Here is a 13,073-nt window from a genome sequence, read left to right as displayed (position 1 = left end):
AGTAAAATGAAAGTGAATAAAGCATTAACAATTGCTGGTTCTGATAGCGGCGGCGGTGCAGGTATTCAAGCGGATTTAAAAACGTTTCAAGAGCTTGGTGTGTACGGAATGACTGCAATTACAGCGATTACTGCACAAAATACACTTGGCGTGCAAGGAGTATATCCTGTTCCAGTGGAAGGTATTCAAGAACAGTTACATTCTATCGGTGCGGATTTAACGCCAGATGCAGTAAAACTTGGTATGTTATTTAGTAGTGAAATTATTAAAATCGTAGCTGAAAACATTAAATCATTTTCATGGAATAATATTGTGTTAGATCCTGTTATGATTGCAAAAGGTGGAGCATCTTTATTACAACAAGAAGCTGTTGCTGCATTAAAAGAACATTTGTTGCCGCTTGCAACGGTAATTACTCCAAATGTTCCAGAAGCTGAAGTGTTAACAGGAATGAAGATTCATACAATTGAAGATAGTAAAGAAGCTGCCAAAGTATTGCATCATTTAGGTGCAAAGTTTGTTGTCATGAAGGGCGGGCATGCCGCATATCAAGGAAATGAAGTAATAGACTTATTGTTTGATGGCAATGAATTCATGGAGTACAGAAGTGAACGCATTGATTCTACGCAAACACACGGAAGCGGATGTACATTTGCCGCAGCTGTAACGGCAGGATTAGCAAAAGGTTATGAGATTGAAGAAGCAGTTCGTGAAGCAAAGCATTTTATTAGTATAGCAATTGAAGATGAACTGAACATTGGAAGCGGTCACGGACCAACAAATCATTTTGCTTATGGACGTAGAAGTATAAATGCATAAATATGTATTGTATTTTGGGAAGCCAGTTAAAAAAACTGGCTTTTTTCTTGTTTACTTTTTCCAAAATTAGGAGTACTATATCAGCCAGAATCTATTTTTTTAGAACGCTTAATCCAGAAACTGGAGCGGAGGAACCAATTTCGTGCATTGTCACTAGGGGTGAATCTTTCACAACGAAAGTAGGGCTACTCTCAAAGCCCGAATCCGACAGCTAACTCCGTAAGCGTATTGAGAGAGGATGATGCAAATGAATACATCAATTCATCGGTCCGACTAGTGTAAAAGAATTTTAATAACATAATTTAAAATTCTTTTATGCGGGGAGGATGAAATACATGGATGAGGAAAAAGAGTACACACTCATTTGTGTAGGAGAAGCGGAAAAAATTAAGAGTTTACACAGTTTAGCGCCTTTACAAAGTAAAATAATCATTTTCACAGAGAATGAGCATATGGTTAATGAAGTGAAAGCTTGTGGATTTCAGCAAGCGTATTACTGTCCAACTGATTCAAGAATGATTGTGAAAATGTGTAAAGGAATTAAAAAAGTAATTTTGCTAGCAGATGAATTATCCACAATTAGTTTTTTTGCAGAGCGTATTCGCTTTTCTTTTTATGCACCTATTACGGTTGTCACGCGAAATAAACAATATCCAAAGCACCTCTATAAAGCTATTGGAGCTAACTTAGTAGTGTTTACAACTTGTGATAACATTTCATTTTTGATTTTAGAGTAGGAGCGGAGGAAACGAATATGAAAATATTCCTTTGTCGTGATTTAGCAAAGCGCTGGGCTCTATCATTAGAACGAGTACATGAGCTAGTTGAATATGATCCACTCTTTCCGAAGCCATCTGCAATTCTGCCACCAGAAGATATTTGTTTATATTTAGAGCAAGACATTATCGAATATGAAAAACAACATGAAGAATTAGTGCAAGTATATGTTAGGGGGCGAAATTTACGTTCGTTTTTTCATGATTTAGATTAATTATTTTGAAGGTTATCTCATGTATTGAGGTAACCTTTTTGTTTTAAGTTTGCAAAAGAACGTCTATTTTATGAAAAAAGAAGAAAACAACAGAAAAAAGATGATAAAAGCGTATTTTATCTCAATGTAAGCGTTTAAAAGGTCTTATATTTTCATATTTTAGCCATTTCACCTCTTTACAAGTGAAATTTAGAGGAGTATATTTACTTTCATAAATTGTTCATAAAATTTCCAAAAAACAACCTGATATCGCTGAGTCCAGAAATGGAGCGGGGGAACCAATTTTGTGCATTGTCACTTGGGGTGAATCTTTCATTACGAAAGTAGGGCTACTCTTTAGGCCCGAATCCGACAGCTAACCTCGTAAGCGTTTGGAGAGGAGGTTTACTTTTGTGTTGTTCATTTTCGAACACTGAGTAGAGCCTCAGTGTTCTTTTTTATGCTTCGAATGGTAAAATTTTACAATCAGTGAGGGATAAAGAATGTTGGATATCGCTATGATAGGGATTTTAATCGTGTTAGTTGGATCAATGATTGGCCTTGCAAGATGGTCGGATAATGTTGTGAAGGAAGGGAAGAAGTAATGATTATTGCAGTATCAATTATTGTTGCCTTACTTACCGTGTACTTAGTTTATGCATTATTAAATCCAGAAAAGTTTTAATTAGGGGGAAGCGTTTATTATGATTTGGATTGCAGTTTTGGTCACAATGTTATTATTTATTCTTGTTGCAAAGCCAACCGGAATTTATTTAGAGAAGGCGTTCCAAGGGAATCGTAAATTAGACAAAATATTTGGCCCTGTTGAAAAAATCATCTTCAAAATCTCGGGTATTAAGCCTTATAACCAGAGTTGGAAGCAATACGCATTATCATTAGTTGCTCTTAATGGTTTTATGATTGTTGTTGTGTATTTCATCTTTCGCTTGCAAGGAGTATTGCCATTAAATCCAGCTCATGTTAAAGGTATGGAACCTACGCTTGCTTTTAATACAGCTATTAGTTTTATGACAGATACAAATTTACAGCATTATAGCGGTGAAAATGGTTTATCGTACTTTTCGCAATTAATCGCGATTACGTTTTTAATGTTTACAGCGCCAGCAACAACATTAGCGCTTGTAATGGCTTTTATAAGAGGATTAGCGGGTAAGGAACTTGGGAACTTCTTCGTAGATTTTACACGCGCGTTAACAAGGGTTTTTCTTCCAATTGCGTTTGTAACAGCGTTGGTCTTCGTTGCTCTAGGTGTACCGCAAACGTTGGACGGAGCAGTTACAGCTCATACAATTGAAGGGGCCAAACAAAGCATATTACGTGGTCCAGTTGCTTCTTTCCTTTCTATTAAGGAATTAGGGAACAACGGGGGAGGATTTTTTAATGCGAATTCGGCGCATCCATTTGAAAATCCGGGTCAAATAAGTAATATCTTACAAATGATGCTAATGATGCTGTTACCAACATCTTTACCATTTACGTATGGAAGAATGGTTGGGAATAAAAAACAAGGACGTGTTCTTTTCGCTTCTTTATTCATCGTGTTTTTAATGGGATTTGCAACAATTGTGACGGCAGAATTACATGGAAATCCAGTGTTAAATCAAATAGGCATGCAGCATAATCAAGGCAGTATGGAAGGAAAAGAAGTTCGATTTGGAACAGTATTTTCGTCACTGTATGCTACCGTAACAACTGCAGCAGAAACAGGTGCTGTTGATACAATGCACGATACGTTAACACCAATTGGTGGATTGGTACCACTTGTAAATATGATGTTAAATACAGTATTTGGCGGAGTTGGTGCTGGTTTTGTCAATATCATTATGTACGCAATGATCGCTGTCTTTATTTCAGGATTAATGGTGGGGCGTACACCAGAATTTTTAGGGAAAAAGATTGAAGGTAAGGAAATGAAATTGATTGCGGTAACAATACTATTTCATCCTTTACTGATTTTAGGATTTTCAGCATTGGCATTTTCAACTCATTTAGGAACAGATGCAATTTCAAATTCAGGATTTCATGGTTTGACACAAATTGTATATGAATATACCTCTTCAGCTGCAAATAATGGTTCAGTTTTTGGAGGGCTAGGAGATAGCGCACCATTTTGGAATATTACGACTGGCATAGTGATGTTCTTGGGACGTTATTTCAGCTTAATTACAATGTTGGCTGTAGCATCTTCATTAAAAGAGAAAACGGTAGTGCCAGAAACAATCGGAACATTCCGTACAGATAATAGTTTATTTGGCGGCATTTTCATTGGAACAATCGTAATTGTTGGTGCATTAACGTTCTTCCCGATGTTAGTGTTAGGGCCAATCGCAGAATTTCTTACATTGAAGTAACGGAGGGTAAATGATGAAACCTGTAGTGGTAAAAGATAAACAACCGAATCAATCGATTGCATCATCAAAAATAGTAGCAGAAAATGAAGTAAAGCAAGAGAAAAAAATGGATCGTGATATTATCACACATGCTATAAAAGAAGCATTTGCAAAATTGAACCCGCGAGTTATGGTGAAAAATCCGATTATGTTCGTGGTGGAAATTGGATTTTTCCTAACGTTGATCTTATCATTTCTACCGAATGTATCTAAAAATATACCAGGGTGGTTCAATATAACGGTTTCTCTTATTCTATTATTCACTGTCTTGTTTGCTAATTTTGCAGAAGCATTAGCAGAAGGGCGGGGAAAAGCGCAAGCTGATTCTTTAAAACAATCTAAAAAAGATGTATTTGCAAATGTAATAAGAGAGAATGGAAATGTTGTTCAAGTTTCAGCAACTGAACTGAGAAAAGGTGATGTTGTTATTGTAAAGCAAGGCGAAATGATTCCAAGTGACGGGGAAGTTATTCGCGGCTTAGCATCTGTTGATGAATCAGCTATTACAGGAGAATCTGCACCAGTTATGAAAGAGGCTGGTGGTGATTTTTGCTCCGTTACAGGTGGTACGATCGTTGTTAGTGATGAAATTACAATTCAAATTACGAGTAATCCTGGTGAATCTTTCTTAGATAAAATGATTTCTTTAGTAGAAGGAGCATCTCGTCAAAAAACACCAAATGAAATTGCTCTTAATACGGTATTAACGAGTTTAACACTTATTTTCTTAATCGTTGTTGTTACGTTACCAATCTTTACGAATTATCTTGGTTTTCAAATTGATATGTCTATACTTGTTGCGCTTCTTGTTTGTTTAATTCCAACAACAATCGGTGGTTTGTTATCTGCAATTGGGATTGCAGGGATGGATCGTGTAACGAAGTTTAACGTTTTAGCAATGAGTGGTAAAGCAGTTGAAGCAGCTGGTGATATTAACACAATTATTTTAGATAAAACAGGTACAATTACATTCGGTAATCGTATGGCGCACACGCTTTTGCCAGTGGGAAATGAAACAATTGAACAAGTTGCAAAATGGGCAGCGCTTAGCTCTGTATTAGATGAAACACCAGAAGGACGTTCTGTTATTGAATACGTACAATCAAAAGCATTTTCTTATAATGGTACACTTGCTGAGCAAGGTGAGTTTGTTCCATTTAAAGCCGAGACACGAATGAGCGGTGTTGACTTAGTAGATGGTACAAAAGTACGAAAAGGTGCAGTTGGTGCTGTACTTGAATGGGTACAATCACAAGGCGGTACAGTTCCGAAAGACTTAAATCAAAAAGCTGATTTAATTGCGAAAGAAGGTGGTACACCACTTGCAGTTGCAGCGAATGATCGTATTTACGGATTAATTTATTTAAAAGATACTGTCAAACCAGGTATGCGTGAACGATTTGAACAGCTTCGTCAAATGGGGATTAAAACAGTAATGTGTACAGGTGATAATCCGCTTACTGCCGCAACAATTGCAAAAGAAGCGGGTGTGGATGAATTTGTAGCAGAATGTAAGCCGGAAGATAAAATTGCAGTAATAAAAGCAGAGCAAGAAAAAGGAAAGCTTGTTGCGATGACAGGTGATGGTACAAATGATGCACCAGCTTTAGCACAAGCGGATGTTGGTCTTGCGATGAATAGCGGTACCGCTGCAGCGAAAGAAGCGGCAAATATGATTGATTTAGATTCAAACCCAACGAAAATTATTGAAGTTGTAGGAATTGGTAAGCAGCTATTAATGACACGCGGTGCATTAACAACATTTAGTATCGCAAATGATATTGCCAAATACTTTGCGATTATTCCAGCAATGTTTACATTGGCAATTCCACAAATGGAAGCCCTGAATGTTATGAAATTACATTCACCGTTATCAGCGATTTTATCAGCGCTTATTTTTAACGCGATTATTATCCCGCTGCTTATTCCGCTAGCAATGAAGGGGATTGCTTACAAACCGATGAGTTCCAATGCATTGTTAGGACGTAATTTATTTATCTACGGACTTGGTGGAATGGTTGTTCCATTCGTTGGTATTAAGCTGATTGATATGATTGTAGCGCTGTTCATTTAAGGAAAAGGGGAAATGAAAATGTTTGAAAAACAAAAGATACTTTCACCTGTCATTCGTATAACCTTTACGTTTCTTATTGTATGCGGGCTTGTATATCCATTGCTTGTCACAGGAATCGCACAAGCGGTTATGAAAGATAATGCGAACGGAAGTCTTATATATAATGAAAAAAATGAAGTGATTGGTTCAAAGTTAATTGGTCAAAACTTTACAGATCCACGTTATTTTCATGGACGTGTGTCTAGTATAGAATATAAAGCAGAAGCATCCGGATCTAAAAACTATGCACCATCTAATCCAGATTTATTAAAACGTGTAGAAAAGAGTGTGGAAGATTGGAAGAAGGAAAATCCAACAGTTCCTGTAACTGAGGTTCCGATGGATTTAGTAACGAATTCAGGTTCAGGATTAGATCCTGATATTAGTCCACAGGCAGCTTACGCACAAGTGGATCGTATCTCTAAAATAACGAATATTCCGAAAGAAAAAATCAATAAGCTTATTGAATCTCAAACAGAGGGGAAAGCACTCGGACTATTTGGTGAAGATCGTGTCAATGTGTTGAAGTTAAATTTAGAATTACAAAAAATGATCAAATAAAGTGAAACTTCCATCAGTGGGGCGCTTTATTCCCCACTGATGGAAAGCTCGCACCAATCGGGTTTTTACGGGCAGTTATTCTCCACCTATCTTCTTCGCTTTTCTCTGAATCCAAGGTAGGGGTCTTACTGCCCGCGAATAGCGGGATAATAACAATGCTACCTCAATCTATGTGATTGGGGTAGCATTGTTTGGTAGGGAGAGGGGGAATTTGTGATGTATGCAGATGACTATAAGCCAACATTCCAAAGGCGTACACCAGAAGAATATTTAGAATATATTCGTCAACTGAATCGAGGAAAATTAAAGCTTTATGTCGGAGCAGCTCCTGGAGTGGGGAAAAGTTATAAAATGCTATTTGATGCGAGAGAGATGCGAAAAGAAGGCATTGATGTTGTTATTGGTTTAATTGAAACACATGGGCGAAAAGAAACAGACGATGCTATCGCTGATTTAGAGGCTGTTCCTTTAAAAGAAATTGAGTATAAAGGAAAAGTGTTTCACGAGCTTAATGTAGAAGCAATTATAAAACGGGCACCGCAAGTTGTTATTGTTGATGAGTTGGCTCATACAAATATTCCAGGCTCTAAACATAAAAAACGTTATATGGATGTGGAAGAATTAGTGGATGCCGGTATTGATGTTTTATCTGCATTTAATATCCAGCATCTAGAAAGCGTACATGATATTGTGGAGCAAATTACAGGTGTGAAAGTAAGGGAGCGCATTCCTGATTTTATTTTACAAAAGGCAAATGAAATTCAGCTTGTGGATGTAACGCCGGAAGTACTTAGAAAACGATTGATGGATGGAAAGATATATAAGGAAGAAAAAATTCAGCGCAGTTTAAATCATTTTTTTACGCTTAATAATTTAGGTGCGCTCCGTGAATTGTCACTTCGAGAAGTTGCAGATGATATGGATGAGAAAATTAGCCAATTTGCTGAAGAACCAATTGGAGTGAAAGAAAAAATCCTTGTTTGTGTTCAGTACAGCTCAACGGCGGAAAAGCTCATTCGTCGAGGCTGGCGCATGGCAAACCGTTTAAATGCAGAGTTATATGTATTAAATGTAGAAAGAGAAAATATTGAATCTTTATCAGAAGCAAAGAAACAGGTTATTAACGAATGGAAAGCTTTAACGAGTCAGTTTGACGCCACATTTTTATTAGAAGAAACCAAGGGAAATAAGCCTGCGGATACGATTATTCAAGTTGCAAAACGATTGCAGGTAACACAAATTTTATTAGGACAATCAGCAAGAACAAGATGGGAAGAAATTCGAAAAGGCTCGATTGTAAATGAAATTATGAGACAGACGAAGAACATTGATATTCATATTGTGGCGGATCAGCGGATGTAGGGCATACTCGAATCGTATTCATGTATATGAATACGATTTTTTCCATTTTGTAAGTCTTCTGAATAGGGTTTCTTAAAAATTTTCTATATAATAGAAAGAGATACTTAACAATGTGAATGATTAAAGTCTATATATATATTATGTAGAAAGAGGAGAAGGAAATGCTCAAAAATACGGGTCTAGTATTAGAAGGCGGCGGTATGCGCGGTGTATATACAGCGGGTGTATTGGAGTACTTTATGGAAAATGATTTATATTTTCCATATGTGATTGGTGTATCGGCAGGTGCATGTAATGCAGCGTCGTATCTTTCAAGACAAAAGGAAAGAAATAAAACAGTAAACATTGAATATGTGACGCATCCAAGATATTTATCGTATAAAAACTTGTGGAGAAAGCGTCAGCTGTTTGATATGGACTTTATTTTTCGTGAAATCCCAAAGCAGCATGTTCCATTTGATTTTGAAACCTATTTTAATACGGAACAGCGTTTGCTTGTAGGAGCGACGGATTGTGAAACTGGACAGCCTGTTTATTTTGAAAAGGGACGTACACAAGAAGAAGCATTAACATTACTACAGGCATCAAGTTCATTGCCATTTGTAGCACCTGTTGTAGAATTTGGCGGGAAAAAGCTATTGGATGGTGGAATTTCAGATCCAATTCCTGTTCGGAAGGCACAGGTAGATGGTTATCAAAAATCAGTTGTTGTTTTGACAAGAAATAAAGGCTATGCGAAGAAAAAATCAAAATTTGGCTGGATTGCAGCGAAAGCGTATAAAAAATATCCTAATTTAGTAAACACCATGCTAGCCCGTTATGAAATATATAATGAGACACTTCATTATATTGAAAAAGAAGAGGCAGCAGGGAATATATTTGTTATTCGTCCGACAGACCAATTAGAAGTGGATCGTATGGAGAAGAATCCAGAAAAATTACAGCGCTTGTATGAGCAAGGATTTCAAGATGCTGAGAAAATGCATGAAGATTTAGTGCAATTTCTTGCTAAGTAAAAAGGTGACTCAAGATAATATGAGTCACCTTTTTATTTAGCGAGCAAGCTTCTTTTTGGTGAATGAAAAGGCAAGAGCAGCAACGAGAATACTTCCTTTTACAATATCTTGAGCATAATAAGGAACGTTCATCATTGTTAAACCATTTAAAATGATACCAATTAGAATAGAGCCAAGAAAAGTTCCAATTACGTTCGGTTTTTTGGCACCGAACATTGCATAGCCAATATAAGCGGCAGCGACAGCGTCCATTAATAGTGGTGCACCAGCTGATACTTGACCAGTCCCAATACGGCTGCTAAGAACGATGCCGCCAATAGAAGCGAGAAGCCCACTGATCATATACGCATATAAACGGTAACGATCTGTAGGAATTCCGGCTAATCGAGCAGCTTCACGGTTTCCACCTGTCATGTAAAAGAAGCGTCCATACGTTGTTTTTTCTAAAAATAAATATGAAATGAGTACAATGATCAGCATGATGATTACAGGAACTGGGACACTCGCGATAGAACCTTGACCAATAAATAAAAAGGAAGGGATAAAATGTCCGGAAGCAGTGCCGTTCGTGCTAGACATTCCTTCATAAATAGAAGAGCCTTTTGAAAATGTTAGGTGAATTCCGTTAACAATGTACATCACACTTAATGTAGCAAGTAAATCAGATAGTTTAATACGGATAATGAGTAATGCGTTTAGTAATCCAACTAATAGCCCGCAGCAAATGGGGATTAGTAGTGTAAGTAACAATTCCTGTCTGTATAAAACAAGACATGCTGCAGAAGCAATTGTTGCTAAGCTAGCTGTTGATCCAACTGATAAATCGAAACCGTCAACTATTAATGTAAATGTAACTCCGATTGCAAGTAATGTAACAATAGAAACAGAGCGTAAAATATCACTAATATTTTTATAAGTTAAGAAAGAATCATTTACAATTGAAAAGAAAATCGTAACACCTATAATAATAGCGATTGTGCTAAATTGATAGAAAAGATTAGTAGGTATAAGTTGCTTTTTTGATTTTGTTTCATGAACTAGATTCAATGGAATGGCTCCCTTCAGATAGATGTAAAAGTTGTTCTGGAGATAGTTCATGTGGAAGATATTCTCCTATAAATTCTCCGTTTGCTAATATAAGAATGCGATCTGCGATTTGTAATGCTTCATCTTGTTCTCCAGTGAAATATATAACCGAGTTACCAGCTGCTGTGATTTGTTTAATAAATTGAAAGATATCTTGCTTCGCAGCAACGTCTACTCCTTTTGTAGGTTCGTCTAAAAGAAATATGTTTGGGTTAAATCCAATCCATTTTGCTATAGAAACCTTTTGTTGATTCCCGCCGCTAAGTGAATGGATGAATGCATTTGGATCGTTTGGCGAAATACGAAATGAAGAAATGGCTGCTTCCGCATGATTTCTTTCTGAACGCGATTGTTTCCAGCCGGATTGATGTAAATTTAAATGATCTGTAATGCTTTCCGATAAAAATAATCCTTGTTTTCTTCTTTCTTCGGGTACGAGCGCAATCTTTGCTTGAATGGCATCGCGCGGCGTTTTAATTTTTATGTTCTTATTAGTAATGACTGCTTTATAAGAATGACGAGCACCAAATAATGTTTCTGCAAGAGTCGTTTTTCCGCTGCCTATTAATCCATATATGACAACTGTTTCCCCCTTACGAATGTGAAGGGACAAGGGAGGACGATTCCGATATGTATAAAGATTGTCAGCTTGAAATATATATGGTGTTTCTAATTTACTTTGTGTATTTGCATGCATTGTTATTTGTTTTCCTGTCATCGCTTCAATAATTTGTTGGTCGCTAATTGTTGAGGTAGCTTCAGACAGTGCAACTTTTCCGTCTCGTAATACAGTTACAACATCTGCATATTGTCTAATTTCTGAAATGCGATGAGAAATTAAAACAATTCCAATTCCTTGTGCTTTTAATTGTTGTAATAAATTACCGAAGTTTGCTGCTTCTTTAGGACCAAGTGACGAAGTAGGTTCATCTAATAAGAGAAAAGTTGCGTTATTTGATAGGGCACGAGCAATGAGAAGCAATTGTTTTTCGTGTAAAGAACAATTTGAAATGTCTTTCCATACATTCAGATCAACATGTACGGCGTGCAAGTAATGTTCTGCAAGCTGCACGAGTTTTGATTTTGAAAAAAATGTTTTGTTTTGCATAGCTAAATAATCAAGGAGTACATTTTCTAGTACAGACAAATTTGGAACTAATCCATGATCAACTTCTTGTGTTACGAAAGCAATGCCATGTTTTTTTGCATCTCGTGGTGAAGAAAAAGAGACTACTTTCTCATCGATGAGAAGTTTTCCAGCAACCGGAGTGATTTCTCCGGTTGCAATTTTTAATAAAGTACTTTTTCCTGCTCCGTTCATTCCTAGTAACGCGTGTATTTGTCCTTTTTTAATCGTCATAGAAACATCTTGTAATACCGGGACATCTGTATAATGATGTGTAATGTTTTGGAGTGAAAATGTCATTATTTCTTCTCCTTCTCTAATTTATTCATCCAAGGTGAGTAAGCATCTTTTGAGTTGCCCCAGCCGTTTATGTATTTCGATAGCTGTTCCATTGCTACATTTTCAGTCGGTAAATTACTTTTCTTTACAAGGTGTGGTTCTAATGAATAAATATCTGGCGTATGTTCTCTTGCAATCTTTTGATATAAGAAGCGTACTTGTACTTTCCCTACTTCAGCTGGATCTGTAGCAGCTGTTGCGACCCATGGAGAATTTGATTTTTGCATGAGTTGTAAATCTTCGTTGCTTAAATCAATACCGTACACTTTTATATCTGTTCGGCCTGCTTGTTCTAGTGCTTTTACTGCACCTTTTGCAAATTCATCCCAAGCTGCAAAAATAGCATCTAACTCTCCCTTTTTTGGATATTTTTTTAGCAATGCTTCTACTTGTGCTTGCGTATCTAGAGCGGTATTGTTACTAGCTGTACCAAAGCGAGCTACTTCTTTTATGTTTGGGTAACGTTTGTAAAAGGCATCGATAATGACGCTGCGGTGTTCCATCGGGGCAAATCCGCCAACCCATACAACGGCAATATTTCCTTTTCCGTTTAAATCTTCAGCTAATGTTTTTAATGATTTCCATGCGAGGCTATAGTCATCTTGATCAATAACAGTAACACCAGGTAAACGTAAATCGTTATCGAATGCTACGACGGGAATATTTGCTTGTAATGCTTTTTCTACACCTTGTTTTAATGCTTCAGAGCGCCCATGATCAATTAAAATTCCATCCACTTTTGCGTTAATAGCAGCATCTAAATTGGCAGCCATCTTTGCTAAATCGTTATCGGAGTTGTACACTTGAACGCTTCCGCCGAATTGTTCAATTTGCTTTTTTACTCCTTCAATATATTGAGAAGAGAAAGTGCCAATAGACATTTGCATAATTAAAGCAACTTTTAAAGGTTTTTGTACTTGTTTTGGAATTTCCGTTTGTGAAGTTTCTTGTTTTGAAGTTGTTTCTTTTGTAGCTGTTTGTTGTTTTTGTGTTGAAACAGCATCTTGTTCATTTTTACAGGCTGTTAATGTGAATAATAGAATAATTAATAAGATTGAACATAATTTCTTCATAAAAATCCCTCCCCAATTTACAAGAGCGGGGAGGGAGAGGAAATAAAAAACGTCTTTTCATAGAAAAGACGTCTTATCACATTTCTCTTATCTCTCAACACATGATTGTGTTGTAAGAATTAGCACCGTGCCCATTTATGGGTCGGTTGCCGGGCTTCGTAGGGCTCATCCCTCCACCTGCTCTTGATAAGACATCG

At 36.9% G+C, this 13,073-nt stretch carries 13 protein-coding genes and 3 riboswitches; of the genes, 10 read left to right on the top strand and 3 right to left on the bottom strand.

Translation table 11 applies throughout. The features are described from left to right. Positions 1-6: 6 nt before the first annotated feature. The 10 genes from thiD to AB1279_RS20430 all read left to right on the top strand — a co-directional run bounded on the left by thiD (position 7) and on the right by AB1279_RS20430 (position 9,252). Positions 7-819 carry a bifunctional hydroxymethylpyrimidine kinase/phosphomethylpyrimidine kinase gene (gene thiD, locus AB1279_RS20475; protein WP_429760702.1) on the top strand — a complete coding sequence of 271 codons (813 nt, stop codon included), beginning with the start codon at positions 7-9 and terminating at the stop codon, positions 817-819. 95 nt (positions 820-914) lie between these two features. Continuing rightward, positions 915-1,061, top strand: a riboswitch (cyclic di-AMP (ydaO/yuaA leader). Between the two features lie 93 nt (positions 1,062-1,154). Then, positions 1,155-1,556 (top strand): hypothetical protein, encoded by a 402-nt coding sequence (locus AB1279_RS20470; protein ID WP_429760700.1) that lies wholly within the window; start codon positions 1,155-1,157, stop codon positions 1,554-1,556. A 17-nt stretch (positions 1,557-1,573) separates the two neighbouring features. Beyond that, the gene (locus tag AB1279_RS20465; protein WP_429760698.1) at positions 1,574-1,810 is read left to right on the top strand and encodes a hypothetical protein; all 237 of its coding nucleotides are present in this window, start codon (positions 1,574-1,576) and stop codon (positions 1,808-1,810) included. A gap of 240 nt (positions 1,811-2,050) precedes the next feature. Beyond that, positions 2,051-2,194, top strand: a riboswitch (cyclic di-AMP (ydaO/yuaA leader). A gap of 98 nt (positions 2,195-2,292) precedes the next feature. Then, positions 2,293-2,394 (top strand): signal peptide protein, encoded by a 102-nt coding sequence (locus AB1279_RS20460; protein ID WP_336483268.1) that lies wholly within the window; start codon positions 2,293-2,295, stop codon positions 2,392-2,394. Beyond that, on the top strand, positions 2,394-2,474 hold the full coding sequence (gene kdpF, locus AB1279_RS20455) for a K(+)-transporting ATPase subunit F (protein WP_429761517.1): 81 nt from the start codon (positions 2,394-2,396) through the stop codon (positions 2,472-2,474). Before AB1279_RS20460 ends, kdpF begins: the two co-directional genes overlap by 1 nt. Positions 2,475-2,493: 19 nt before the next feature. Beyond that, the gene (gene kdpA, locus AB1279_RS20450; RefSeq protein ID WP_429760697.1) at positions 2,494-4,161 is read left to right on the top strand and encodes a potassium-transporting ATPase subunit KdpA; all 1,668 of its coding nucleotides are present in this window, start codon (positions 2,494-2,496) and stop codon (positions 4,159-4,161) included. Between the two features lie 13 nt (positions 4,162-4,174). After that, positions 4,175-6,274, top strand: coding sequence for a potassium-transporting ATPase subunit KdpB (gene kdpB, locus AB1279_RS20445; RefSeq protein WP_429761516.1), 2,100 nt, complete (start codon positions 4,175-4,177; stop codon positions 6,272-6,274). 18 nt (positions 6,275-6,292) lie between these two features. Next, a complete protein-coding gene (kdpC, locus tag AB1279_RS20440) occupies positions 6,293-6,874 on the top strand; it encodes a K(+)-transporting ATPase subunit C (RefSeq protein WP_429760696.1) in 582 nt (193 codons plus the stop codon). Between the two features lie 216 nt (positions 6,875-7,090). Beyond that, the gene (gene kdpDN, locus AB1279_RS20435; RefSeq protein ID WP_429752124.1) at positions 7,091-8,236 is read left to right on the top strand and encodes a KdpD-like non-kinase potassium sensor; all 1,146 of its coding nucleotides are present in this window, start codon (positions 7,091-7,093) and stop codon (positions 8,234-8,236) included. A gap of 161 nt (positions 8,237-8,397) precedes the next feature. Next, a complete protein-coding gene (locus tag AB1279_RS20430; RefSeq protein WP_429752122.1) occupies positions 8,398-9,252 on the top strand; it encodes a patatin-like phospholipase family protein in 855 nt (284 codons plus the stop codon). Positions 9,253-9,288: 36 nt separating this feature from the next. On the opposite strand, the gene AB1279_RS20425 is transcribed toward AB1279_RS20430, so the two are convergent. The 3 genes from AB1279_RS20425 to AB1279_RS20415 are packed head-to-tail and all read right to left on the bottom strand — an operon-like array spanning position 9,289 to position 12,876. Next, positions 9,289-10,299: an ABC transporter permease gene (locus AB1279_RS20425; protein WP_429752120.1), complete on the bottom strand. Its 1,011-nt coding sequence runs from the start codon at positions 10,297-10,299 to the stop codon at positions 9,289-9,291. Then, the gene (locus AB1279_RS20420; RefSeq protein WP_429761514.1) at positions 10,283-11,767 is read right to left on the bottom strand and encodes a sugar ABC transporter ATP-binding protein; all 1,485 of its coding nucleotides are present in this window, start codon (positions 11,765-11,767) and stop codon (positions 10,283-10,285) included. Before AB1279_RS20420 ends, AB1279_RS20425 begins: the two co-directional genes overlap by 17 nt. After that, the gene (locus AB1279_RS20415; protein WP_429760695.1) at positions 11,764-12,876 is read right to left on the bottom strand and encodes a sugar ABC transporter substrate-binding protein; all 1,113 of its coding nucleotides are present in this window, start codon (positions 12,874-12,876) and stop codon (positions 11,764-11,766) included. Before AB1279_RS20415 ends, AB1279_RS20420 begins: the two co-directional genes overlap by 4 nt. Before the next feature lie 84 nt (positions 12,877-12,960). Next, positions 12,961-13,069: riboswitch (SAM riboswitch) on the bottom strand. Positions 13,070-13,073: the final 4 nt, after the last annotated feature.

Source organism: Bacillus sp. S14(2024), from assembly GCF_050473785.1.
Lineage (GTDB): Bacteria > Bacillota > Bacilli > Bacillales > Bacillaceae_G > Bacillus_A > Bacillus_A yunxiaonensis.
This window is presented reverse-complemented; position numbering and strand designations above follow the sequence as displayed.

What these genes read in the sequence shown, in the direction of transcription:
- kdpF (WP_429761517.1), top strand. Translation starts at nt 2,394, where the DNA reads ATGATTATTGCAGTATCAATTATTGTTGCCTTACTTACCGTGTACTTA.
- kdpB (WP_429761516.1), top strand. Translation starts at nt 4,175, where the DNA reads ATGAAACCTGTAGTGGTAAAAGATAAACAACCGAATCAATCGATTGCA.
- kdpDN (WP_429752124.1), top strand. Translation starts at nt 7,091, where the DNA reads ATGTATGCAGATGACTATAAGCCAACATTCCAAAGGCGTACACCAGAA.
- AB1279_RS20430 (WP_429752122.1), top strand. Translation starts at nt 8,398, where the DNA reads ATGCTCAAAAATACGGGTCTAGTATTAGAAGGCGGCGGTATGCGCGGT.
- AB1279_RS20465 (WP_429760698.1), top strand. Translation starts at nt 1,574, where the DNA reads ATGAAAATATTCCTTTGTCGTGATTTAGCAAAGCGCTGGGCTCTATCA.
- AB1279_RS20415 (WP_429760695.1), bottom strand. Translation starts at nt 12,876, where the DNA reads ATGAAGAAATTATGTTCAATCTTATTAATTATTCTATTATTCACATTA.
- kdpC (WP_429760696.1), top strand. Translation starts at nt 6,293, where the DNA reads ATGTTTGAAAAACAAAAGATACTTTCACCTGTCATTCGTATAACCTTT.
- thiD (WP_429760702.1), top strand. Translation starts at nt 7, where the DNA reads ATGAAAGTGAATAAAGCATTAACAATTGCTGGTTCTGATAGCGGCGGC.
- AB1279_RS20470 (WP_429760700.1), top strand. Translation starts at nt 1,155, where the DNA reads ATGGATGAGGAAAAAGAGTACACACTCATTTGTGTAGGAGAAGCGGAA.
- AB1279_RS20460 (WP_336483268.1), top strand. Translation starts at nt 2,293, where the DNA reads ATGTTGGATATCGCTATGATAGGGATTTTAATCGTGTTAGTTGGATCA.
- kdpA (WP_429760697.1), top strand. Translation starts at nt 2,494, where the DNA reads ATGATTTGGATTGCAGTTTTGGTCACAATGTTATTATTTATTCTTGTT.